Origin of the sequence: Mesorhizobium sp. LNJC394B00 (genome assembly GCF_000502555.1) — a bacterium.
GTDB lineage: Bacteria > Pseudomonadota > Alphaproteobacteria > Rhizobiales > Rhizobiaceae > Mesorhizobium.
The window spans coordinates 493631-516281 of record NZ_AYWH01000002.1 but is presented as its reverse complement, the minus strand read 5'-3'; the positions used below and the strand labels follow the sequence as shown (position 1 = coordinate 516281).

The following is a 22651-nucleotide window of genomic DNA, read 5'->3' as shown; positions in this document are numbered from 1 at the left end:
CCGGAAATCGGGCGATTGAAAGGATGCGGACGAGAGCAGTGTGCATCCATTTGGACGCGCGAGGGACGGCTCTGGAAACTTGAGGCCACGCACATCGTGTGCTCCAAAACGTCGTTTGACGATTGGGCCGATGCGTCAGGAGAGGATTTGATATGACGATTGCGCGCAAAATTCTTTCTGCGGGCGCGGCGGGCGCTCTTGCGACGATGCTTGCCGCCTGCACCACCGGCGGCTCCGACGGGCCACCGATCTCATCGCAGGCGCGAGGCGTCGAAGGCTCATGGCTGAACGCCGAAGGCAAGGCGGTCTCGACATTGAACGGCGGCGTCTTCACCACCGTTTCGGCGGAGACCGGTGAGAAATTCGCTGACGGCAGCTACACCAAGACCGGCGCCACCTCGGTCGAGATCAACGGAACCTCGCTGATCCGGCAGCAGCCAATCGCTTTCAACTGCCTGCTGGTGTCCATAAACCAGCTGAATTGCACCAGCTCCGCCGGGCAGAACTTCGTGCTGACCAGGCGCGGCTGAACCTTTCCCATGCGGCTTTGCGGATGGCGGCGGCGCGATGCCGCCGCCTTTTTTATGCCGGCAAACCGATGCCGGTTATCCGCCCTGATTCTTCTTGCATCGCCACAACCGCGATGTGAACATACCCGAAATGCTGGCTGTTATCCTGCAGTCGGGCAAGAGCGTTAAACGCCTTTGATCATATCCGGGAGACGAAGATGAAGAAGCTCGCCGCCATTGCCGCCCTCTCTGCCTCGACACTCGGCCTGTCGGCCGCACCATCCTTTGCCGACTACACGTTGAACATCCTGCATTTCAACGATTGGCACAGCCGCATCGAAGGCAACAACAAATACGAGTCGACCTGCTCGGCCGAGGAAGAGACCAAGGGTGAGTGCATCGGCGGCGCCGGCCGGCTGGTCACCGCGATCGCACAGGAGCGCAAGAAGCTCGAAGGCCAGAACGTGCTGCTGCTCAATGCCGGCGACAGCTTTCAGGGATCGCTGTTCTACATCACCTACAAGGGCACGGCGGAGGAGGAATTCCTCAATCAGATCAAGCCTGACGCGGTGACGCTCGGCAACCACGAATTCGACGATGGCGAGAGCGCGCTGGTGCCTTATCTCGACAAGGCGAAGTTCCCGATCGTCAGCGCCAATGTCGTGCCCAACGACAAGTCCGGCGCCGCAGGCAAGATCAAGCCGTCGATTGTGCTTGAGGTCGGCGGCCAGAAGATCGGCATTGTCGGCGCCGTGACCAACGACACACCGGAACTCGCCTCTCCCGGCCCCAACATTACCATCGAGGACGACGTCAAGTCGATCACCGCCGAGGTCGAGAAGCTGAAGGCGCAAGGCGTCAACAAGATAATTGCCGTCACCCATATCGGCTACAGGCGCGAGCGCGATGTCATCGCCAAGATCCCGGGCATCGATGTGGTGGTCGGCGGCCACAGCCATTCGCTTCTGTCCAACACCGACCCGAAGGGGGAAGGCCCCTATCCGACGATGGTCGACAACCCCGACGGCTCCAAGGTGCCTGTCGTGCAGGCCGCGTCCTATTCGAAATATCTCGGCGAATTCAAGGTCGTGTTCGACGACAACGGCAACGTCAAGGAAGCCAGCGGCGACCCGATCTTCCTCGACAAGTCGATCATCCCCGATCCGGCCGTTCTTGCCCGCATCAAGGAGCTCGGCGCGCCGATCGAGGCGCTGAAGAACAAGGAAGTGGCCGAGACCACCGAGGCCATCGACGGCAGCCGCGAAAGCTGCCGCACCAAGGAATGCGCGATGGGCAATCTCGTCTCCGACGCCATTCTCGACCGCGTCAAGGGACAGGGCGTCGAGATCGTCGTCTCCAATGGCGGCGGCCTGCGTGCTTCGATCGACAAGGGCACCGTCACCATGGGCGAGGTGCTGACCGTGCTGCCTTTCCAGAACACGCTGGCGACCTTCCAGATTTCCGGCAAGGATCTGGTTGCCGGGCTGGAAAACGGCGTCAGCCAGGTCGAGGACGGCGGCGGCCGCTTCCCGCAGGTGGCAGGTCTCAAATACTCCTTCGACAAGTCGGTCGCGCCCAATGCCGGCCGAGTCAAGTCGGTCGAGGTGATGCAGAACGGTGCCTGGGCGCCGATCAATCCGGACAAGGACTATCTGGTCGCCACCAACAATTACGTCCGCCAGGGCGGCGACGGCTACAAGGTCTTCGCCGAGAAGGCCAAGAACGCCTACGATTACGGCCCCGGCCTCGAACAGGTGGTTGCCGACTATCTCGCGGCGCACCGGCCCTATACGCCGAAGCTCGACGGCCGCATCACCGAGGTCGCGGCAACCGTAGCGGCTGCCCCGGCCGCCGAGCCGGCAAAACCAGCCGAACCGGCACCTGCTCCAGCGGAACCGGCAAAACCGGCCGAGGCTGCACCGGCGGAGCCGGCGATGCCCGCATTGCCGGCAGGCTCCGGCGACATCACCACCACGCCGCCGACTGTCCCGGCGGAAACCGCCCCGGCAACGCCGGCTCCGGCCGAACCGGCAAAACCGGCCGAAGCCGCACCTGCTCCGGCAAAGCCGGCTGACGCCGCCCCGGCCGAAGCCAGCCATGTCATCGTCGCCGGCGATACCTATTGGGATCTCGCCAAGAAGGCCTACGGCGACGGCGCCAAGTGGAAGGTGATCTCCGAGGCCAACAAAGGCTACGAACCACGCCGGCTTCCTGTCGGCGCGACCTTGACCATTCCGGCGAAGTAACCTCGCTTCGCACTTGCGACCAGCAAAACCCGTCCGGGTAACCGGACGGGTTTTTGGCTTTCAGGGTAAGGTGCGGCCAGACGCGGCATTGAAAACTCGCGCCACATCGCTAGGTTCGCCCGACATCGTCGGTTTCGCGGTGTCGGGAGACCTTCATGACGCTTTCCACGCCTGTCGACCCCAAAGCCGCGAAAGCGCTCGACCCGCTGCCGGCCGGACATCCGCCGGTAAAGGCAGGCAAGATCGGCGTCATGTTGGTCAATCTCGGCACGCCGGACGGTACCGATTTCAAGCCGATGTGGCGCTATCTCCGCGAATTCCTGTCCGATCCGCGCGTCATCGAACTCAACAAGGCGATCTGGTATCCGATCCTCTACGGCTTGGTGCTGACCACCAGACCGAAGAAGTCCGGCGCCAATTACGCCAGGATATGGAACCGCGAGAGGAACGAGTCGCCGCTGCGCACCTACACCCGCGCGCAGGGCGAAAAGCTGGCCGCAGCGCTCATCGACCTACCCGATGTCGTGGTCGACTGGGCGATGCGCTACGGCAACCCCTCGACCGCGAGCGTCGCTCAAAGGCTGGTCGAGCAAGGCTGCGACCGCATCCTGTCGTTCCCACTCTACCCGCAATACTCCGCGACCACCACCGCGACCGCCAACGACCAGCTGTTTCGCGCCTTGATGAAGATGCGCCGCGCGCCTGCCGTGCGCAGTGTTCCGCCCTACTATGACGAGCCGGTCTACATCGAGGCGCTCGCCCATTCGATCGAACGGCATCTGGCAACGCTAGACTTCGAGCCCGAGGTGGTCATCACCTCCTATCACGGCATCCCGAAGCCCTATTTCGAGAAGGGCGATCCCTATCACTGCCACTGCCAGAAGACGACACGGCTGTTGCGTGAACGACTGGGGTGGGATGAAAAGAAGCTGATCATCACCTTCCAGTCGCGCTTCGGCGCCCAGGAATGGCTGCAGCCCTACACCGACAAGACGGTCGAGAAACTGGCGAAGGACGGCGTGAAATCGATCGCCATCGTCAACCCAGGCTTTTCCGTCGACTGCATCGAGACGCTGGACGAAATCGGCCGCGAGGCGGCCGAGACCTTCCATCACGCCGGCGGCGAGAAATTCGCCCACATCCCGTGCCTCAACGACAGTGCAGAAGGCATGGCGGTGATCGAGGCGATGGTGCGGCGCGAGCTGTCGGGCTGGGTCTGAGGCCGCCACGTTGCGGCGATCGATCGCCGCAGTTGCGCTATTCCATGCACTAATAATCAACGATCACCTGATTGTAACATTATTGAAACACACCTAAGTGTTTGGTGAAGTCGGTTGCATGGAATCAACGCCATGGCCGGCATCTGAGGGAGATTCAAATGGACTTCAGTGGTTTCGGTATTGCGATTGGTGCGCTTGCCTTTCTGGTATTGGTGCTTCTTATCAAAGGCATCCGGACAATCCCGCAAGGCTATAATTATACGGTGGAGCGCTTTGGTCGTTACACCAAAACACTAAGCCCCGGCCTCAACCTCATCGTGCCGTTCGTCGACCGAATCGGCGCCAAGATGAACATGATGGAGCAGGTGCTCGACGTTCCGAGCCAGGAAATCATCACGCGCGACAACGCCATTGTGGGCGTCGACGGCATCGCCTTCTACCAGATCCTCAATGCGGCCCAGGCCGCCTACCAGGTCGCCGGCCTGGAGAACGCCATCCTCAATTTGACGATGACCAACATCCGTACCGTCATGGGTTCGATGGACCTCGACGAACTGCTGTCGAACCGCGACGCCATCAACGAACGGCTGCTGCGCGTCGTCGACGAAGCGGCGCATCCGTGGGGCATCAAGATTACCCGCGTCGAGATCAAGGACATCAATCCGCCGGCCAACCTCATCGAATCGATGGGCCGTCAGATGACCGCCGAACGCAACAAGCGTGCGCAGATCCTCGCCGCCGAAGGCCTCAAGCAGTCGCAGATCCTCGAGGCCGAGGGCCGCAAGGAAGCCGCCTTCCGCGACGCCGAGGCGCGCGAACGCTCGGCCGAAGCCGAAGCGCGAGCCACCCAGGTTGTATCGGAAGCCATCTCCAAGGGCGACGTGCAGGCACTCAACTACTTCGTGGCGCTGAAATACACTGAAGCGATGGGCAAGATCGGCACCGCCAACAACAGCAAGGTCGTGCTGATGCCGATGGAAGCCTCGGCGCTGATCGGCACGCTCGGCGGCATAAGCGAGATCGCCAGGGAGGTGTTCCGCAGCGAAGGTACCGCCGGCGCCGCCAGGCAAGCCGCCCGCCCTCCGGTGGTTCGCCCAAGCGAGAATTGAGGCTAGCTGAGAACTGAGATCATAGGAGCGCACTCCCATGTTCGACCGCATCATTTCCGAACTTGGTCCGTGGAACTGGATGGTTCTGGGCTTCGTCCTCCTGGTGATGGAGGTCATCGCGCCAGGAATATTCATGCTGTGGATCGGCATCGCCGCATTGGTGATCGGTGTGATTTCCCTGCTCGTCTGGGACGCAAGCTTCTGGGCCTGGGAAGTCCAGGTCCTCGCCTTCCTGGCCCTGTCGCTGGTCTCGGCCTTTGCCGGAAAGAAGCTGGTTGGTGGGCGTAATACCCCTAGCGACCAGCCGCTGCTCAACCGGCGCGGCGCGCAGTTGGTCGGCAGGATGGCAACGCTGGCCGAGCCGATCAAGGACGGTCGCGGCCGCATCAAACTCGGCGACACACTGTGGCGCGTCTCCGGTCCCGACCTGCCGGCCGGCACGCAGGTGCGCGTCGTCAGTTCGGCCGACACCGATCTGGAACTGACCGTCGAGGCAGTTTGACATTTCGAAAGCGCATGGCGCTTTCGATCCGGAAAATCAGGCCGCGTCGCCTAGGGCTTCCCGAACGCGACGCGTCCTTTGATTTTTTCAGGCGGCGCCGATGCGCAGCAGGTCGTGCAGATGAACCAGTCCCACGAGCCGCCTGCCTTCGACCACCATCAGGCTCGTAATGGCCGAATTGTTGATAATCTGCAGCGCCGTCGCCACCAGCGTGTCCGGTGTGGCGGTCTTCGGCTTTTTCGTCATCACCTGATCGACGCTCATTTCCATGAGATTGCTGCCGATGTGACGCCTGATGTCGCCGTCGGTGATGATGCCCACCAACGCGCCATCCGCCGTCGCGATCGCCACGCAGCCGAAGCCCTTGTTCGACAATTCGAGGATCGCCTCGCGCATGCCCGTGCCGGAAGACACCAGCGGCAGCCTTTCGCCGACATGCATGATCTCGTGGATCTGCGTGAGGTTGGCGCCGAGCTGGCCGCCGGGGTGGAACGTGCGGAAATGGTCGGGCGTGAAGCCGCGCGCTTCGAGCAGCGCGATGGCCAGCGCATCGCCGACCACCAGTTGCAGCAGGGTCGATGTCGTCGGCGCCAGACCGTGCGGGCAGGCTTCCGGCGCGGACGGCAGGAGCACCACCACGTCGGCCGCGCGCGCCAGCGCCGAGGCCGCGCCCGCGGTAATCGCAATCAGCGGGATCGAGAAGCGCCTGGAATAGGCGACGATGCCCATCAATTCTTTGCTCTCGCCGGACCATGACATGGCGATGATGGCATCGTCTCTGGCGATCATGCCAAGGTCGCCGTGATTGGCCTCCGCCGGATGGACGAAGAAGGCAGGCGTGCCGGTCGAAGCCAGACTAGCCGCGATCTTAGTGCCGATATGGCCGCTTTTGCCGACGCCGGTGACTATGACGCGGCCATTGATGCGCGACACCATGTCGACGGCGCGGGCGAAAGGTTCGGCCAGTTCGTTCTCCAGCGCGGCGGCCAATGCCGCCACGCCGGCCTGTTCCGTGGCTACCGTTCTCAGCGCCGAGGCGACCGAAGCCTCCAAAGGCTTCTTTTCTGGGGATCCCGCATGCATGGCTGATGCGATTAGCGCTTTGCCGTTCGCCTGTCCAACAGAATTGCCGTCCAGCCATGTCGTACAGGCACACCTTCAACCCTCCGTTAACCATCCCCGTTTACGGTTCGGTAAGTATGGCGCGCTTGCGCCGCGCAAGCAGTGGTGACGATGTCGCGGGCCCAGCCTCAAGAGAAAAAAGGTCGAACGGGCAGAGCCTTTTGCGCTCTGCTTCTGGCGACGAGCGTGCTCGCTTTGCTACGGCCAACTGCGCTTCATGCCCAGGAGACCGAGCTGCGCGGCGAAGTTTCGGAATCGGCGATCCTGTCCGACCAGCAGCGCCGGGCCAGGCAATTGAGCAAGGCCAACAGGCAGGTCAAGCCCGCCCCTGCCGACACGGCCCCCACGGGAAACACGCCAACCGCTTATGTGCCGGCCAGCCATGGCGCCTTGCCTGACGACACCGACCCGTCACAGGCCGGCGCAGACAGCATTTTCGACCCGCCGGCGACCATCTACGATTCGTTCGCGGACAAGCCGCCAACCGTCCAGCCACGCCGTCCGTCGACGGCAAAGCAACGCGCCGCCGCGGATGCAGACAAGGCCAAGGACAAAACCAAGGCTGCCGACAAGAAGAAGCCTGGCAAAGCCACGGACCAGACCACCACCGGAACGACTCCGGACGGCACTGCGGCAGACGACGCCGATCAGGACACAGCCAACCGCCGTGTCCTCACCGTCGACGGCGTCGACCGACGAAAGCTCGACCCTGGCGCCGAGCGCACCGACGCCATCGAGGGCCAGAAGAAGAAGCTCGAGGACGACCCGTACGCGGCAACCGGCATCAAGGTCGGCTCGTTCCTGCTGCGGCCGACGCTCGAGCAGGGCGTTGCCGTCACGTCGAACGCCGATTCCAGCGCTGGCGGCAAGTCGGCGGTGCTGTCCGAAACGGCGCTGCGTTTCTCCGCCGCCTCCGATTGGCGCGAGAATTCGGCGGTCATCGACGGCTACGGCAATTTCCGCAACACCATTTCGGGCCAGAAGATCAATGAGGCACGCGGCCGTATCCAAGGCACGTACAATGTCGACCTCGACAATGAACTGCGCGCCATCGCCAAGCTCGGCTACGAGATTGCACCGGAATCGGCCTCCGCGCCCGACGCCATTGCCGGCGTCAAATCGCAGCCGATCCGCCAGACGGTCGACGGCAGCCTCGGCGTCGAGAAGGACGTCGGCAAGATGCGCTTTGCGCTGACCGGCGCCGTCTCCCACGACATCTATGGCGATGCCGAACTTACCGATGGCACCTCGCTGTCGCAGAAGGACCAGGACAACACGCTCTACACCGCAACGTTGCGGACTGGCTATGAAATTTCCCCGGCTCTGACGCCCTTTGCTGAGATTGAGCTCGGCCGCCGGGTATATGACCAACGGATCGACAACAAGGGCTTCGAGCGCTCCTCGACCCGGCTTGGCGCACGCGCCGGTATCGAAGTCGACATGGGCGAGAAGCTCAAGGGTGAGTTCTCGGCCGGCTGGCTGAGGGAGGCGATCGACGACAAGAACCTGGAGGCGATTTCGGGAGCCACCATCAATGCCGACCTCAAATGGTCGCCCGAGCGCGGTACCATCATCGGCCTCACCGGGCGAACCACGGTCGAAGGCACAACGAATGCCGGTGAGAGCGGCGACATCCTCTATTCCGGCCGCCTCACCGGCGAGCGGCAGATCCGCGCCGACCTGACCGGCAACGCAGCCCTTGGGCTCGACTGGCGCAATTACACCGGCTCCGACGGCCATGACATGACGCTGAGTGCAGAGGCCGGGCTGACCTGGTGGCTGAACCGCTATGTCGGCCTCACCAGCCGCGCCCGCACCGAAAAGCTGACCAGCAATCTGCCCGGGCGCAACTACACCGCCAACAGCATCTATTTGGGGCTGAAGCTGCAGCGGTAGCTAAAAAGCAGCGCCGCGACGCTCGGACGGCTTCATCTCATCGAGCAGCGTGCGGATGACGCCGGCCATGTTCTCGTTCATGTCGCTGCGCCACAGCGCGAAGGCGACATTGGCCTCGACGAAGCCTTCCGGCGAGCCGCAATCGAAGGTGCGGCCCTGAAAGTGGTAGCCAAAGAAGGGCTGCTGCTTTTCCAGCTTCAGCATCGCGTCGGTGAGCTGGATCTCGTTGCCGGCGCCCTTTTCCTGGCTTTCGAGGATCTTGAAAATCTCGGGCTGCAGGATGTAGCGGCCGTTGATGTAGAGATTGGACGGTGCGGTGCCGGTCTTCGGCTTTTCGACCATCTCGGTGATGCGGAAGCCGTGATGCGTGTCCTCGCCGCGGCCGACAATGCCATATTTGTGGGTCTCGGCCGGATCGCATTCCTGCACGGCGATGATGTTGTTGCCCGTCTCCTCGTAGAGCTCGACCATGGCCTTCGTGCAGCTCTTCTCCGACTGCATGATCATGTCGGGCAGCAACAGCGCGAAGGGTTCGTCGCCGACCAGTTCGCGGGCGCACCAGACGGCGTGGCCGAGCCCCATCGGCACCTGCTGGCGGGTGAACGAGGTCTGCCCCGGCGCCGGCTGCAGCCGCTGCAAGCGGGCCAGCTGATCGTCCTTGCCGCGCTGTGCCAGCGTATCATAGAGCTCGAACTGGATATCGAAATGGTCTTCTATGACCGCCTTGTTGCGGCCGGTGACGAAGATGAAATGTTCGATGCCGGCCTCGCGCGCCTCATCGACGACATACTGGATGACCGGCCGGTCGACGACGGTCAGCATCTCCTTGGGAATGGCCTTGGTGGCCGGGAGAAACCGTGTGCCGAGACCGGCGACCGGGAAAACTGCCTTGCGAACTCGCTTCATGCGTCAATTATCCGTTTGAGGGCGTGCCCGGCAATCCCGCCTCGCGACATTTTCGCGCCGGAATTGTGGATTATCGGGCCATTGAGGGAACATCAACCGGTAAAGCATCCAGGTGTCTTTTCGTTCCAGGCGCCGCCTATGGTAAACCAATTGCTAACCCGGTTCGGCGATGAATGGTCTTTCCTGAGATAGAGAAAGGGGAAAATATGTCCGTTCGCAGTGCCGCAAAACTCTTTACCAGCGTGCTGACGGCGGCCAGCCTCTCGCTCGCCTTGCTGATGCCGGCCGGACCGGCCTTCGCCGATGCCGGGTTTCGGCAATGGGTCGCCGGCTTCCGCGCCACGGCCGTGGCGGGCGGCGTTTCCGGCGCGGTCTACGACCGAGCGTTCCGGGGCATCAATGAACCCGACCCGGTGGTGCTGGAAAAGGCACGCACCCAGCCCGAGTTCACCGCGCCCGCCTGGGACTATTTCGACAACCGCGTCCACGACCAGTCCGTTGCCGTCGGCCAGCAGATGGCCAGGAAATGGAAGCCGTGGCTGGACCGGATCGAAGCCAGGTTCGGCGTCGACCGCTACATCCTGCTCGCCATCTGGTCGATGGAATCGAATTATGGCGAGATCCTCAAGCGCGACGACATCATGCGCAATGTCATCCGCTCGCTGGCAACCCTCGCCTATGGCGACGCCAAGCGTTCGAAATTCGCCCGCACCCAATTGGTCGCCGCGCTGAAAATCCTGCAGACCGGCGACATCGACGAAAGCCACCTGATGGGCTCCTGGGCCGGCGCCATGGGCCAGACCCAGTTCATCCCGACCAGCTACCAGCATTATGCCGTCGACATGGACGGCAACGGCAAGCGCGACATCTGGAATTCGATCCCCGATGCGTTGGCGACATCAGCCAATCTGCTGAAGAAGAATGGCTGGCAGGGCGGCAAGACCTGGGGCTACGAGGTCACCATTCCGGCGGGCAAACTGCCGGCCGGCTCGAAGACATTGGCGCAGTGGCAGGCGCTCGGCGTCGCCAGGGCCAATGGCAAGCCGTTCAAGAACGCAACCGACAAGGCGACCCTGAAAGTGCCGGACGGCCGCGGCGGACCGGCCTTCCTGATGATCAAGAACTTCTCCGTCATCAAGGCCTACAACAACGCGGACAAATATGCCCTGGCCGTCGGCCTTCTTGCCGACGAAATCGCCGGTTCTAATGGTCTGGTGCAGGACTGGAAGCGGCCTTTCACCAAACTGTCCTTCGAGGAAAGGCAGGAGTTGCAGAAGCGGCTTTCGCAGCACGGACTTTACGACGGCAAGTTCGACGGCAAGATCGGTGACGGCACGAAAACCGCCATCATGACCTATCAGGCAACGGTCGGCTTGACCCAGGACGGGTATCCGAGCATGGAAGTGCTCAAATGGCTCAGAAAGAAATAGAGCCATCGGCAGCGCCGCGCATTGCGGCGCACAAGGGATGCCGTAGCATTGATGTGTGCATGATCCGCTGCGAGGGCCATGCACCAAGGGATGGAGAGGGTGCTTGGTTTCGGCAGCGCGTATCCGTGTGATCGTTTTCCGCTTGCCGATCCTCGTTCTGGCCATCGTTGTCCTGGCGACGGGGGTCGCCGGCAGTTTCGACACACCGGCTTTGGCGCAGGAACAACCGCAGAACCGCGGCTGGTCGCTGCGCGACCTTCTGTTCCCGCGCCGCAGCGAACGCATCGAGCCGCCGCTCGACGTCCGCAAGGCAAAGCCGAAGGTCAAGAAGAAGCCCCGTGCACCCGTTGAACCTTCCGCTCCGATTGTCGAGAAGACACCGGATGCCCGCGTCGTTCTGGTGATCGGCGATTTCATGGCCTACGGCCTGGCCGAAGGCCTCGAAACAGCCTTTGCCGACAATGCCAACGTCAGGATCGTCGAGCGCGCCAACGGTTCTTCGGGTTTCGTGCGCGATGATGTCTACAATTGGCCCGAACAGGTCAAATCGCTGGTCGAGACCGAAAAACCCTCCGTGGTCGTCGTCATGCTCGGCTCCAACGACCGCCAGCAGATGCGCGTCAACGAAGTGCGCGAGCAGCCGCGCTCCGAGAACTGGACCAAGGAATACGAACGCCGGACCGAAGCCTTGGGAAAGGCACTGGCGGCGACCAAGGTGCCTTATCTGTGGGTCGGCATGCCAGCCTTCAAGACGCCGAAGATGACCTCCGACATGCTGGCATTCAACGACATCTACCACTCGGCTGCCGAGAAGAACGGCGGCGAATTCGTCGATGTCTGGGATGGGTTCGTCGACGAGAACGGCGCCTTTGTCTCGACCGGCCCCGACATTAACGGCCAGGCCGTGCGGCTGCGCTCCGACGACGGCATCAACGTCTCGAAAGCCGGCAAGCGAAAGCTCGCCTTCTACACCGAAAAGCCGCTGGCCAAGATCCTCGGCCTGGCAGCGCCGGGAAGCGTGGTGACGGCTGCCGCACCGGCCGGCGCCCCGGTCGAGGCGCCGTCGCTGCCCGCCGCCCCGATCGTGGTCGACCGCACCGTTCCGATGCTGCTCAACGATCCGGCGCTCGACGGCGGTACCGAACTTCTCGGTGCGGCGGCGGCGCCGAAAGCCAATCCGGATCTGCCCGGCGAAAAACTAATCCTCGAAGGCAAGGCGCCCGAGGCCTCGCCCGGCCGCGCCGACGACTTCTCGTGGCCGCCCAAGGCCGCTGCCGCGACGGATACGACGACGGCGATCAACCGTTAACGGGGGAGTACCGTCGACCCCATCAGCGCTTCATCGATCGAGCGCGCGGCCTGGCGGCCTTCGCGGATCGCCCACACAACCAGCGACTGGCCGCGGCGCACATCACCTGCGGCGTAGAGCTTGTCGACGCTGGTCTTGTAGTCGCGATCGTTGGCTTCGACATTGCGGGAACGGCGGCTGTCGGTGGTGATTTTCATCTCACCGTCCAGCTCTTTCGCGACGCCGGCGGCAGCCGGTCCGGCAAAGCCGATGGCGATGAAGGCGAGGTCTGCACGGATGACGAATTCGGTGCCGGGGATAGGCTTGCGCTTCTCGTCGACTTCGCAGCATTTGACGCCGGTCAGCTGGCCGTCCTCGCCGATGAATTCGAGCGTCGCCACCTGGAATTCGCGCTCCGCACCTTCGGCCTGTGAGGACGAGGTGCGCATCTTGGTCGCCCAGTAAGGCCAGACCGAAAGCTTGTCTTCCTTCTCCGGCGGCTGCGGGCGGATGTCGAGCTGGGTGACACGCACCGCGCCCTGGCGGAAGGCGGTGCCGACGCAGTCGGACGCGGTATCGCCGCCGCCGACGACGACGACATGCTGGCCGCCGGCGATGATCGGATGCGACGGCCAGGCCACCGACTGGATCGGCTCGCCGCCGACGCGGCGGTTCTGCTGCACCAGATAGGGCATGGCGTCATAGACGCCGCCGAGATCGTCGCCCGGAATATTGGCCGGACGCGGCGATTCCGAACCGCCGCAATAGAGCACCGCATCGTATCCGGCGAGCAACTCTGCCACCGGCTTGTCGACGCCGACATTGACGCCGCAATGGAAGGTCACGCCCTCGCCCTGCATCTGCTCGATGCGGCGGTCGATATAGTGCTTCTCGATCTTGAAGTCGGGAATGCCGTAGCGCATCAGCCCGCCGGGACGGCTCTCACGCTCATAAACGCTGACCTCGTGGCCGGCGCGGCCAAGCTGCTGCGCCGCCGCCATCCCTGCCGGGCCGGAGCCGATGACAGCGACCCGCTTGCCCGTCTTCTTCTCTGGCGGATAAGGCCGGATATGGCCGGTTTCATAAGCCTTGTCGGCGATTGCCTGTTCGACAGTCTTGATGGCAACCGGAATGTCCTCGAGGTTCAGCGTGCAGGCTTCCTCGCAGGGCGCGGGGCAGATGCGGCCGGTGAACTCGGGGAAATTGTTGGTCGAATGCAGGTTGCGGATCGCATTGTCCCAGTCGCCATTGTAGACGAGGTCGTTCCAGTCCGGGATCTGGTTGTGGATCGGGCAACCGGTCGGCCCGTGGCAGAACGGGATGCCGCAATCCATGCAGCGCGCGGCCTGTTTCTCGACCTCCTTGTCCGACATCGGCAGCGTGAATTCACGAAAATGCCGGATGCGGTCGGAGGCCGGCTGGTACTTGTGCACCTGCCGGTCGATTTCGAGAAAGCCTGTTACCTTGCCCATAGTCCAGTTCCTGCTGTCCAGATGGTGCGGTTTTCGCACCCGTTAACCCCTTGAGGCAGCCGTGGCAACCTTGCATCCGAGGTCAAACTGTCGCTGAAAGTTCCGCCGGGAAGCCTGCGCCTCCCGGCAAGTCGAAAAACTATTCCGCCGCCACGCCCATGCGCATGCGTTCCATCTCGATCAGCGCGCGGCGGTATTCGACCGGCATGATCTTGCGGAATTTCGGCCGGAAGGTCGTCCAGTCGTCGAGTATCTCGCGGCCGCGTACTGAACCGGTGAAATGGACGTGGTTCGAGATAAGCTGGTAAAGCCGTTCCTCGTCATGGGTGGTCATGTCACCCGAGACGTCGACGCGACCCTTGTGGTCGAGGTCACCGCCATGATGCAGCAGCCTTTCCATCAGATCGTCTTCTTCCGGAACCGGCTCCAGCTCGACCATCGCCATGTTGCAGCGCGCGGCGAAATCGCCGGCCTCATCCAGAACATAGGCCACGCCGCCCGACATGCCGGCAGCGAAGTTGCGACCGGTCTGGCCGATGACGACGACGATGCCGCCGGTCATGTATTCGCAGCCATGATCGCCGACGCCTTCAACGACGGCGGCGACGCCCGAATTGCGCACCGCGAAGCGCTCGCCGGCGACACCTGCGAAATAGGCCTCGCCCTCGGTCGCGCCATAGAGGACGGTGTTGCCGACGATGATCGATTCCGCCGCGACGATCCTGGACTCCTCCGGCGGCCGGATGACGATGCGTCCGCCCGACAGGCCCTTGCCGACATAGTCGTTGGCCGCACCGACGAGATCGAACGAGATGCCGCGCGCCAGGAAGGCGCCGAACGACTGGCCGGCGGTGCCGGTCAGCTTCACCTGGATCGTGTCCTCGCGCAGGCCCTTGTGCCTGAAGCGCTTGGCGACTTCGCCCGACAGCATGGCGCCCGTGGAGCGATCGACATTGCGGATGTCGACCTCGATCTTGACCGGCTGCTTGCTTTCGAGCGCGGGCTTCGCCAGTTTGATCAGCTTGCGATCGAGTACATCGTCGATCGGGTGTTTCTGCCGTTCGGTCCAGTGCACCGCCTCATGCGGCGCGTCCGGCTTGAAGAACATCTTGCCGAAATCGAGCCCACGCGCCTTCCAATGCTGGATCATCTCGCGCTTTTCCAGCAGGTCGCTGTCGCCGATGATCTGGTCGATATGGGTGTAGCCCATCTCGGCCAGCAGCCCCCTCGCCTCTTCCGCAACATAGAAGAAGAAGTTGATGACATGCTCGGGCGTGCCCTTGAAACGCTTGCGCAGAACCGGGTCCTGCGTCGCGACGCCGACCGGGCAGGTGTTCAAGTGGCACTTGCGCATCATGATGCAGCCGGCCGCGATCAGCGGCGCGGTCGAGAAGCCGAACTCGTCGGCACCGAGCAGCGCACCGATGATGACGTCGCGCCCCGTGCGCAAGCCGCCATCGACCTGCAGTGCAACGCGCGAGCGCAGCCCGTTCAGCACCAGCGTCTGGTGCGTCTCGGCAAGGCCCATTTCCCATGGACTGCCGGCATGCTTGAGCGAGGTCAGCGGCGACGCGCCGGTGCCGCCATCATAGCCGGAGATGGTGATGTGGTCGGCGCGCGCCTTGGCGACGCCCGCCGCGACCGTGCCGACACCGACTTCCGACACCAGCTTTACCGAGACATCGGCCGCCGGGTTGACGTTCTTCAGATCGTAGATCAGCTGCGCCAGATCCTCGATCGAATAGATGTCGTGATGCGGCGGCGGCGAGATCAGGCCGACGCCAGGCGTCGAGTGCCGGACCTTGGCGATGGTGGCGTCGACCTTGTGGCCGGGCAGCTGGCCGCCCTCACCGGGCTTGGCGCCCTGCGCGACCTTGATCTGCATGACATCGGAATTGACGAGATACTCGGCGGTGACGCCAAACCGCCCCGAGGCGACCTGCTTGATCGCCGAACGTTCGGGGTTCTTGCCGCCGCCGGGCAGCGGCAGATAGCGGTCGGCCTCTTCGCCGCCCTCGCCGGTGTTCGACTTGCCGCCGATCTGGTTCATGGCGCGCGCCAGCGTCGTGTGTGCCTCGCGCGAGATCGAGCCGAACGACATCGCCCCTGTCGAGAAGCGCTTGACGATATCGGCCGCCGACATCACGTCCTCTATCGCCACCTTCTTGCGGCCGGTCTCTTCCGCAAGCTTGATCCTGAACAGGCCGCGTATGGTCTGGGCACGGGCCGTCTCGCTGTCGATCTGCGCGGAATACTCCTTGAACGTCTCCCACGAGCCCTGGCGCACGGCGTGCTGCAAGGTGGCGACGGCGTCGGGCGACCACATATGGGCTTCGCCGCGCATGCGGTACATGTACTCGCCGCCGACCTCGAGGCTGTTGCGCAGCACCGGATCGTTGCCGAAACCGTCGGTGTGGCGGCTGAGCGTCTCAGCCGCGACCTCGTCCAGGCCGACACCTTCGATCAGCGTCGCTGTGCCGGTGAAGTACTTCTCGACGAAATCTGACTTCAGCCCGATGGCGTCGAATATCTGCGCGCCGCAATAGGACTGGTAGGTGGAGATGCCCATCTTCGACATCACCTTGAGGATGCCCTTGCCGATCGACTTGATGTAGCGCGAGACCACCTCGTAGGCGTCAACCTCAGCCGGCAGTTCGCCACGCTTGTGCATGTCGAGCAGCGTATCGAAGGCAAGGTAGGGGTTGATCGCCTCGGCGCCGTAGCCGGCGAGACAGCAGAAATGATGCACTTCGCGCGGCTCGCCGGATTCCACGACCAGGCCGACCGCGGTGCGCAGACCCTTGCGGATCAGATGGTGGTGCACCGCAGCCGTCGCCAGCAGTGCCGGAATGGCGATACGGTCGGGACCGACCTGGCGGTCGGACAGGATGATGATGTTGTAGCCGCCGGCGACAGCGGCTTCCGCCCGCTCGCACAGACGTTCGACCGCGCCCTGCATGCCGGACGCGCCCTCGCTCGACCCGTAGGTGATATCGATGGTCTTGGTGTCGAAACGGTCTTCCGTGTGGCCGATCGAGCGGATCTTTTCCAGATCGCCATTGGTCAGGATCGGCTGGCGCACTTCGAGCCGCTTGCGGCGCGAATTGCCAACCAGGTCGAAGATGTTCGGCCGCGGCCCGATGAAGGACACCAGGCTCATCACCAGTTCCTCGCGGATCGGGTCGATCGGCGGGTTGGTGACCTGGGCGAAATTCTGCTTGAAGTAGGTGTAGAGCAGCTTCGACTTGTCCGACATCGCCGAGATCGGCGTGTCCGTGCCCATCGAACCCACCGCTTCCTGGCCGGTGGTCGCCATCGGCGACATCAGCAGCTTGGTGTCTTCCTGGCTGTAGCCGAACGCCTGCTGGCGATCGAGCAGGCTGACATCCTTGCGCAGCGCGCGCGGCTCGACCGGCTTCAGATCCTCCAGGATCAGCTGCGTGTTGTTGAGCCAGGTCTTGTAGGGATGCCTGGTGGCGATCTCCGACTTGATCTCCTCGTCGGAAATGATGCGGCCCTTGGCGAGGTCGATCAGAAGCATGCGGCCGGGCTGCAGCCGCCACTTCTTGACGATCCTCTCCTCCGGCACCGGCAGCACGCCGGCCTCTGACGCCATGATGACGCGGTCGTCGTCGGTGACGATGTAGCGCGCCGGGCGCAGACCGTTGCGGTCGAGCGTGGCGCCGATCTGGCGACCGTCGGTGAAGGCGACCGCGGCCGGCCCGTCCCACGGCTCCATAAGGGCTGCGTGGTATTCGTAGAAAGCCTTGCGGTCGGCATCCATCAGCTTGTTGCCGGCCCAGGCTTCCGGGATCAGCATCATCATGGCGTGGCTGAGGCTGTAGCCGCCCTGGAACAGGAATTCGAGCGCATTGTCGAAGCACGCCGTGTCGGACTGGCCGTCATAGGAGATCGGCCACAGCTTGGAGATGTTGTTGCCGAACAGTTCGGAATCGACCGAGGCCTGGCGCGCCGCCATCCAGTTGTTGTTGCCGCGCACCGTGTTGATCTCGCCATTATGCGCGACCATGCGGTAGGGGTGCGCGAGCTTCCATGACGGGAAGGTGTTGGTCGAGAAGCGCTGGTGGACGAGGATCAGCGCGGTCTCGAAACGCGGATCCGACAAATCCTTGTAATAGGCGCCGACCTGGTAGGCCAGGAACATGCCCTTGTAGACGATGGTACGCGCCGATAGCGACACACAGTAGGCGCCGATATCCTTGTTGTTGTTCTCGGCGTAGATGCGGCCGGAAATCACCTTGCGCAGCAGGTACAGCCTGGCCTCGTATTCCTCGTCATCTGGAATGTCCGATGTGCGGCCGATGAAGACCTGGCGATGGAACGGTTCGGAGGCCGCAATATCGGGCGCCTTCGACAGCGATGAATTGTCGACCGGCACGTCGCGAAAGCCGAGCAGCGGCAGCCCTTCTGACTGCGCCGATTCGGCGATGATCTCTTCGATATGGGCGCGCAGTGCCGCATCCTGCGGCATGAACCAGTGGCCGACGCCGTATTGGCCTGCCGCCGGCAGTTCGACGCCCTGGGCCGCCATCTCTTCGCGGAAGAAATGATCGGGAACCTGCACCAGCACGCCGGCGCCGTCGCCCATCAGCGGATCGGCGCCGACAGCGCCGCGATGCGTCAGGTTTTCGAGCACGAAGAGCCCGTCCTTGACGATCTGGTGCGACTTCACGTTCTTCATGTTGACGATGAAGCCGACGCCGCACGCGTCATGCTCGTTGCGCGGATCATAGAGACCCTGCGCGGCCATGCCATTGGTGGTCAGGCCGTTGGTGGTCTGGCCTTCTTTGGTCAGAACGGTATTTTTAACGGCTGCCGCTTTCGTCTGCGCGGCCTGGCCGATAATCGCAGATGGCGTCAGTTCCGTCATCGTCCTGTCCTCCGTTCCGGCCCCTTGCACGTCTAGCATTTGGGGCGCTGGTCTACCTTGGGAAGCGACTGGCTTCCGCTCTCATTCTTGCGGCACGTCTTTTCGAAATCCTTGGCGGACCGTGCGGTGCACCGCCGGTTCGTATCCGGTATCGTACAGGCCACAGCCGAGCCGTCTACCCGTCGCTCGCGGCAACGGCCGGAGTGGCCCAAATGATACGCCAATCCAGCCTGACTTGTGCGACAAAATAAGACAGCACTACTGTCCTAAATTTTTATGGCAGAAATCCTAGGCGCACACAAGACCGATTCACCAAATTCTTGGACGTTTGGCGACAGAAAATTGCGTCGGGCGCTGTTGAAACGAAATTTCGGTCCCGGCACTCCTTCGTGATCGCCTTTGGCTTTACCGCTTTTTCAGCCCTTGGCCCTTGCGCGTCAAACCCCGAAACGGCCATGGTCGCGCTCTTGTCGCAACCAGACTTTCTCAACCAGGCAGGGACTTTCCTGATGTTCTTTGCATCCGACAACTGGGCGGGCGTCCATTCCAACATTGCCGCCGGGCTGTCAGCCAATGCTGGCGGCTTTTCGACCGCCTATGGCGATGGCGATCTCGACCGGGCCGTCTACCAGCGTTTCAGCGAGATCTTCGAACGCGAGGTCGCGGTGTTCTTCGTCGCTACCGGCACGGCGGCCAACTCGCTGTCCCTGGCCGCTTACAACAAGCCCGGCGGCATTTCCTTTGCGCACCGCGAATCGCACATCATCGAGGACGAATGCGGCGCGCCGGAATATTTCAGCGGCGGCTCGCGTCTCCATGCTGTCGACGGCGCCCTGGGCAAGATCGATCCGCACAATCTTGAACGCGCCGTCGCCCGTTTCGCACCCGAAATCGTCCATTGGGGACGCCCGACGGCCGTCTCGATCACCCAATCGACCGAAGTCGGCACAGTGTACGGGCTCGACGACATTTCCACCATTTCGGAGATCGCCAAACGCTTTTCCCTGCCGCTGCATATGGACGGCGCCCGTTTTGCCAACGCATTGGTCGCGCTTGAGACGACGCCGGCCGAAATGACCTGGAAGCGCGGCGTCGACATCGTCTCGTTCGGCGGCACCAAGAACGGCTGCTGGTGCGCCGAAGCGGTGGTGCTGTTCGATCTAGACCGCGCCAAGGAGTTGTCCTTCCTGCGCAAGCGCGCCGCACAGCTGTTCTCCAAGTCGCGCTTCATCGCAGCGCAGTTCGACGCCTACTTCACAGACGGCCTGTGGCTGGACACGGCCCGTCATGCCAATGCCATGGCCGCGCGCCTGGCGGCTGCGATCGAGGATTCGGCAACGGCGAAGCTCGCCTGGTTGCCGCAGGCCAACGAGGTGTTCGCGGTGATGAAAAAGGCGGAAGCCGAAAGGCTGCAATCCGTCGGCGCAGCCTTTTACGACTGGCACAGGCCGCACGGCTTCGACGGCCATGTCGGCGAGGACGAGTTGCTCTATCGCTTCGTCACCAGCTTTGCCACGACTTCAGATGAGGTCGATCGCTTCGGCCAGATGATCGCCTGAACCCGCGAGACCGCGCCAATGACAAAGCCACCTCTCGGCTCAACCATGCGGCTGGTTCGCCCGGCGCCAAACGTGCTCGGCTTCTACGATGGCCGCGTTGACGGCGTTCGCGCCTGGTCGGACGAGCCGAACTGGCTGGACGACGGCGCCTATGCCCTCGGCATCTGCACCTATGCGATCGTCGATGGTTCGCAGGCGCTTGTCTACGACACGCATATTTCGCTCCCTCACGCGCGCTTCATCAGGCAGACGCTCGAAGAGATGGGCGCAACATCGATCCGGGTCGTGCTCAGCCACTGGCATGACGATCATATTGCCGGCAATGAGGTGTTTCAGGATTGCGAGATTATCGCCAACACGCTCACCGCCTCGGCGCTCGCGAACAACCGGGCTGAGATCGAAAGCGGTGTTCCACCGATCAAGCCTCTCGTGCTGCCGAACAGGACCTTCGCAGGCAGTCTTGACCTCGCCGTTGGATCGATCGCCGTCGAACTGCGTCAGGTCGAAATCCACAGCCATGACGGCACGGTGCTGTTCATGCCCGAAACCGGCCTGCTCCTGGCGGGCGACACGCTCGAGGATCCGATCACCTATGTCAGCGAGGCGGATCGGCTGGCGCAACATCTGGTTGATCTCGAACGCATGGCCGGCTGGTCGATAGACCGCATCTTGCCCAATCACGGCTCGCTCGAAGCGATTGAGCGAGGCGGCTACGACAAAGGCCTCATCGCCGCCACGCAAGCCTACGTTCAAAAACTGCTTCGCTGCCGGCGTGAGCCTGATCTTGCGAAGCAGGATCTGAAAACCTTCGGCGCCGACATGTTCGCCACGGGCGCGGTCGAGTACTTCGCGCTGTACGAGCCCGTCCACCGGCAAAACGTCGAGGCCGTTCTCGCAACCGGCACCGGTCGCTAAGCAAGGAAAGGCCGCGCCAAAAGCTCGAGGCCAAGCAAGATCAGGAAAATAAGAAACCAGCGCCGGAAGGTCGCCGGGCTGATCCGCTGCCGGAGCAACTGTCCGAGCCACATGCCGAGCAAGGCCGGCGCAACCGCCAGCGACGACATGGCGACATGCCCGACCTGGAACGCGCCGTGCGAGGCAAGGCCGGCAGCGAGCGCGATCGTCGACACGGTGAAGGACAGGCCGAGCGCCTGGATCAGATCGTCACGGCTCAAGCCCAGCGCCTGAATGTAAGGCACAGCGGGCACGACAAACACGCCGGTGCCGCCGGTGACGAGGCCGGTAAGGAAACCGACAATCGGCGACGACCAGCGCTCGGCTGACGCGAGAACCGTCAACTGCCGCGCCAGCAGCGTATAGACGGCATAGACGATCAGCGCCGCCCCGAGGCCGGCCGTCGTCCATTTGACATTGTCGCTGGCCAGCAGCCATGAGCCGGCCAGCGTGCCGGCGACGATGCCGACCATCATCAGCCACAGCCGCCTGAGGATCCAGCCGAAGCTCGGGCCGGCAAACAGCTGCCAGATATTGGTGACGAAGGACGGCACGATCAGCAGCGAAGCCGCGGCGACCGGCCGCATGATTGTGCCCAGCAGCCCCATCGCCAACGTCGGCAGTCCCATACCGGTAACGCCCTTGACGATGCCGGCCAGCAGGAAGGTCACCGCAATGGTTGCCGTTAGGGCCAGGGAAAAATCAGCCGAGAGATCAGACATTGCCCTTCATGGGAAGACGGCGCCCGCCGCAAAAGAGCCAGAACTCTTCGGTTGGGGTGACAGAGGCTGCGGCGAAAAAAAGCGGCGCCTTGCGGCGCCGCTTTCGTCTCGGGAGGAGACGCTTTTAACCTTGGGCGTTGTGACGCCGCCGTCTTGATCACGCGGCGTTCTTGGCCTCGATCTGCTTGGCGTTGGCCGAAGAGGCGGTAATCGCGATCTTGCGCGGCTTCAACTCCTCGGGGATGTTGCGCTTAAGGTCGACGAAAAGCAGGCCGTTCTTCAGCGTGGCGCCGACGACCTCGACATGGTCGGCAAGCTGGAAGCGGCGCTCGAACGAACGCGAGGCAATGCCGCGGTAGAGCAGCTCGGAGCCTTCGCCATTGCCCTCTTCCTTGCGCTCACCCTTGACGGTCAGCACGTTGCGGTGGGCTTCGATCGAAATCTCTTCGTCCGAGAAGCCGGCAACCGCCATCGAGATGCGATAGGCGTCCTCGCCGGTGCGCTCGATGTTGTAGGGCGGATAGGTCTGCGCGCCATCGGGCTGGGCCAGCGAGTCGAGCATGGTGAACAGGCGGTCGAAGCCGACGGTCGAGCGATAGAGCGGGGAAAAATCAACGTGACGCATGAGGTGTTCTCCTGTTGAGCAACATGTTTGCGTGTGGCCGGTGCGAAACCCTGGAAAGGCGTTTCGGGTGGACCAGCAGCCCCGACATCGGCGGCTGCATCCGACATTTGGGGAGCGCAAAAGCTCATTTCAAGGATTTTTGAAGAGCGCCAATCGAGGCGTCGATGAACGGCAGATGAACCGCTGCTTCGGCGCCCGTT

Annotated in this window: 16 protein-coding genes; 10 read left to right on the top strand and 6 right to left on the bottom strand. The window is 63.0% G+C overall.

Features of this window, described 5'->3' with window-relative positions; all coding sequences use genetic code 11:
• Positions 1–152: 152 nt before the first annotated feature.
• From X751_RS156715 to X751_RS156735, 5 genes are all read left to right on the top strand, one after another.
• Positions 153–530, top strand: a complete 378-nt coding sequence (locus X751_RS156715; protein ID WP_023683250.1) for a hypothetical protein — start codon at positions 153–155, stop codon at positions 528–530.
• Positions 531–727: 197 nt separating this feature from the next.
• Positions 728–2755: a bifunctional UDP-sugar hydrolase/5'-nucleotidase gene (locus X751_RS156720; protein ID WP_023744199.1), complete on the top strand. Its 2028-nt coding sequence runs from the start codon at positions 728–730 to the stop codon at positions 2753–2755.
• Positions 2756–2910: 155 nt separating this feature from the next.
• Positions 2911–3975 carry a ferrochelatase gene (hemH, locus tag X751_RS156725; RefSeq protein ID WP_023686407.1) on the top strand — a complete coding sequence of 355 codons (1065 nt, stop codon included), beginning with the start codon at positions 2911–2913 and terminating at the stop codon, positions 3973–3975.
• Between the two features lie 158 nt (positions 3976–4133).
• Entirely contained in the window at positions 4134–5084 is a 951-nt protein-coding gene (locus tag X751_RS156730) for an SPFH domain-containing protein (protein WP_023671952.1), read from the top strand.
• A gap of 37 nt (positions 5085–5121) precedes the next feature.
• Positions 5122–5586, top strand: a complete 465-nt coding sequence (locus X751_RS156735; protein WP_023671953.1) for an NfeD family protein — start codon at positions 5122–5124, stop codon at positions 5584–5586.
• Positions 5587–5673: 87 nt separating this feature from the next.
• On the opposite strand, the gene X751_RS156740 is transcribed toward X751_RS156735, so the two are convergent.
• Positions 5674–6669, bottom strand: coding sequence for a KpsF/GutQ family sugar-phosphate isomerase (locus X751_RS156740; RefSeq protein ID WP_023744198.1), 996 nt, complete (start codon positions 6667–6669; stop codon positions 5674–5676).
• A gap of 150 nt (positions 6670–6819) precedes the next feature.
• Here X751_RS156740 and X751_RS156745 point away from each other — a divergent pair, with 150 nt between their 5' ends.
• The gene (locus X751_RS156745) at positions 6820–8604 is read left to right on the top strand and encodes an outer membrane beta-barrel protein (RefSeq protein ID WP_031246981.1); all 1785 of its coding nucleotides are present in this window, start codon (positions 6820–6822) and stop codon (positions 8602–8604) included.
• Here the strand turns inward: X751_RS156745 and galU are convergent, their stop codons facing one another.
• Positions 8605–9510, bottom strand: a complete 906-nt coding sequence (gene galU, locus X751_RS156750; RefSeq protein WP_023671956.1) for a UTP--glucose-1-phosphate uridylyltransferase GalU — start codon at positions 9508–9510, stop codon at positions 8605–8607.
• 206 nt (positions 9511–9716) lie between these two features.
• Between galU and X751_RS156755 the strand changes: the two genes are divergently transcribed.
• Positions 9717–10940 (top strand): lytic murein transglycosylase, encoded by a 1224-nt coding sequence (locus X751_RS156755; protein ID WP_023744196.1) that lies wholly within the window; start codon positions 9717–9719, stop codon positions 10938–10940.
• 103 nt (positions 10941–11043) lie between these two features.
• Positions 11044–12249 carry a DUF459 domain-containing protein gene (locus X751_RS156760; protein ID WP_023744195.1) on the top strand — a complete coding sequence of 402 codons (1206 nt, stop codon included), beginning with the start codon at positions 11044–11046 and terminating at the stop codon, positions 12247–12249.
• On the opposite strand, the gene X751_RS156765 is transcribed toward X751_RS156760, so the two are convergent.
• Both X751_RS156765 and gltB read right to left on the bottom strand, forming a co-directional pair.
• Positions 12246–13700 carry a glutamate synthase subunit beta gene (locus X751_RS156765; protein WP_023686414.1) on the bottom strand — a complete coding sequence of 485 codons (1455 nt, stop codon included), beginning with the start codon at positions 13698–13700 and terminating at the stop codon, positions 12246–12248. The two genes, X751_RS156760 and X751_RS156765, sit on opposite strands and share 4 nt — an antisense overlap.
• Before the next feature lie 139 nt (positions 13701–13839).
• Complete coding sequence (gene gltB, locus X751_RS156770) at positions 13840–18591, bottom strand: glutamate synthase large subunit (protein WP_023744194.1); 4752 nt, start codon at positions 18589–18591, stop codon at positions 13840–13842.
• Between the two features lie 509 nt (positions 18592–19100).
• Here gltB and X751_RS156775 point away from each other — a divergent pair.
• A complete protein-coding gene (locus X751_RS156775) occupies positions 19101–20150 on the top strand; it encodes a low specificity L-threonine aldolase (RefSeq protein ID WP_023686416.1) in 1050 nt (349 codons plus the stop codon).
• A gap of 18 nt (positions 20151–20168) precedes the next feature.
• Positions 20169–21065 (top strand): MBL fold metallo-hydrolase, encoded by an 897-nt coding sequence (locus tag X751_RS156780; RefSeq protein WP_023737640.1) that lies wholly within the window; start codon positions 20169–20171, stop codon positions 21063–21065.
• Here X751_RS156780 and X751_RS156785 read toward each other — a convergent pair.
• Both X751_RS156785 and X751_RS156790 read right to left on the bottom strand, forming a co-directional pair.
• Complete coding sequence (locus X751_RS156785; protein WP_023744193.1) at positions 21062–21826, bottom strand: sulfite exporter TauE/SafE family protein; 765 nt, start codon at positions 21824–21826, stop codon at positions 21062–21064. The two genes, X751_RS156780 and X751_RS156785, sit on opposite strands and share 4 nt — an antisense overlap.
• Before the next feature lie 157 nt (positions 21827–21983).
• A complete protein-coding gene (locus X751_RS156790; protein ID WP_023671202.1) occupies positions 21984–22451 on the bottom strand; it encodes an Hsp20 family protein in 468 nt (155 codons plus the stop codon).
• Between the last annotated feature and the right edge of the window lie 200 nt (positions 22452–22651).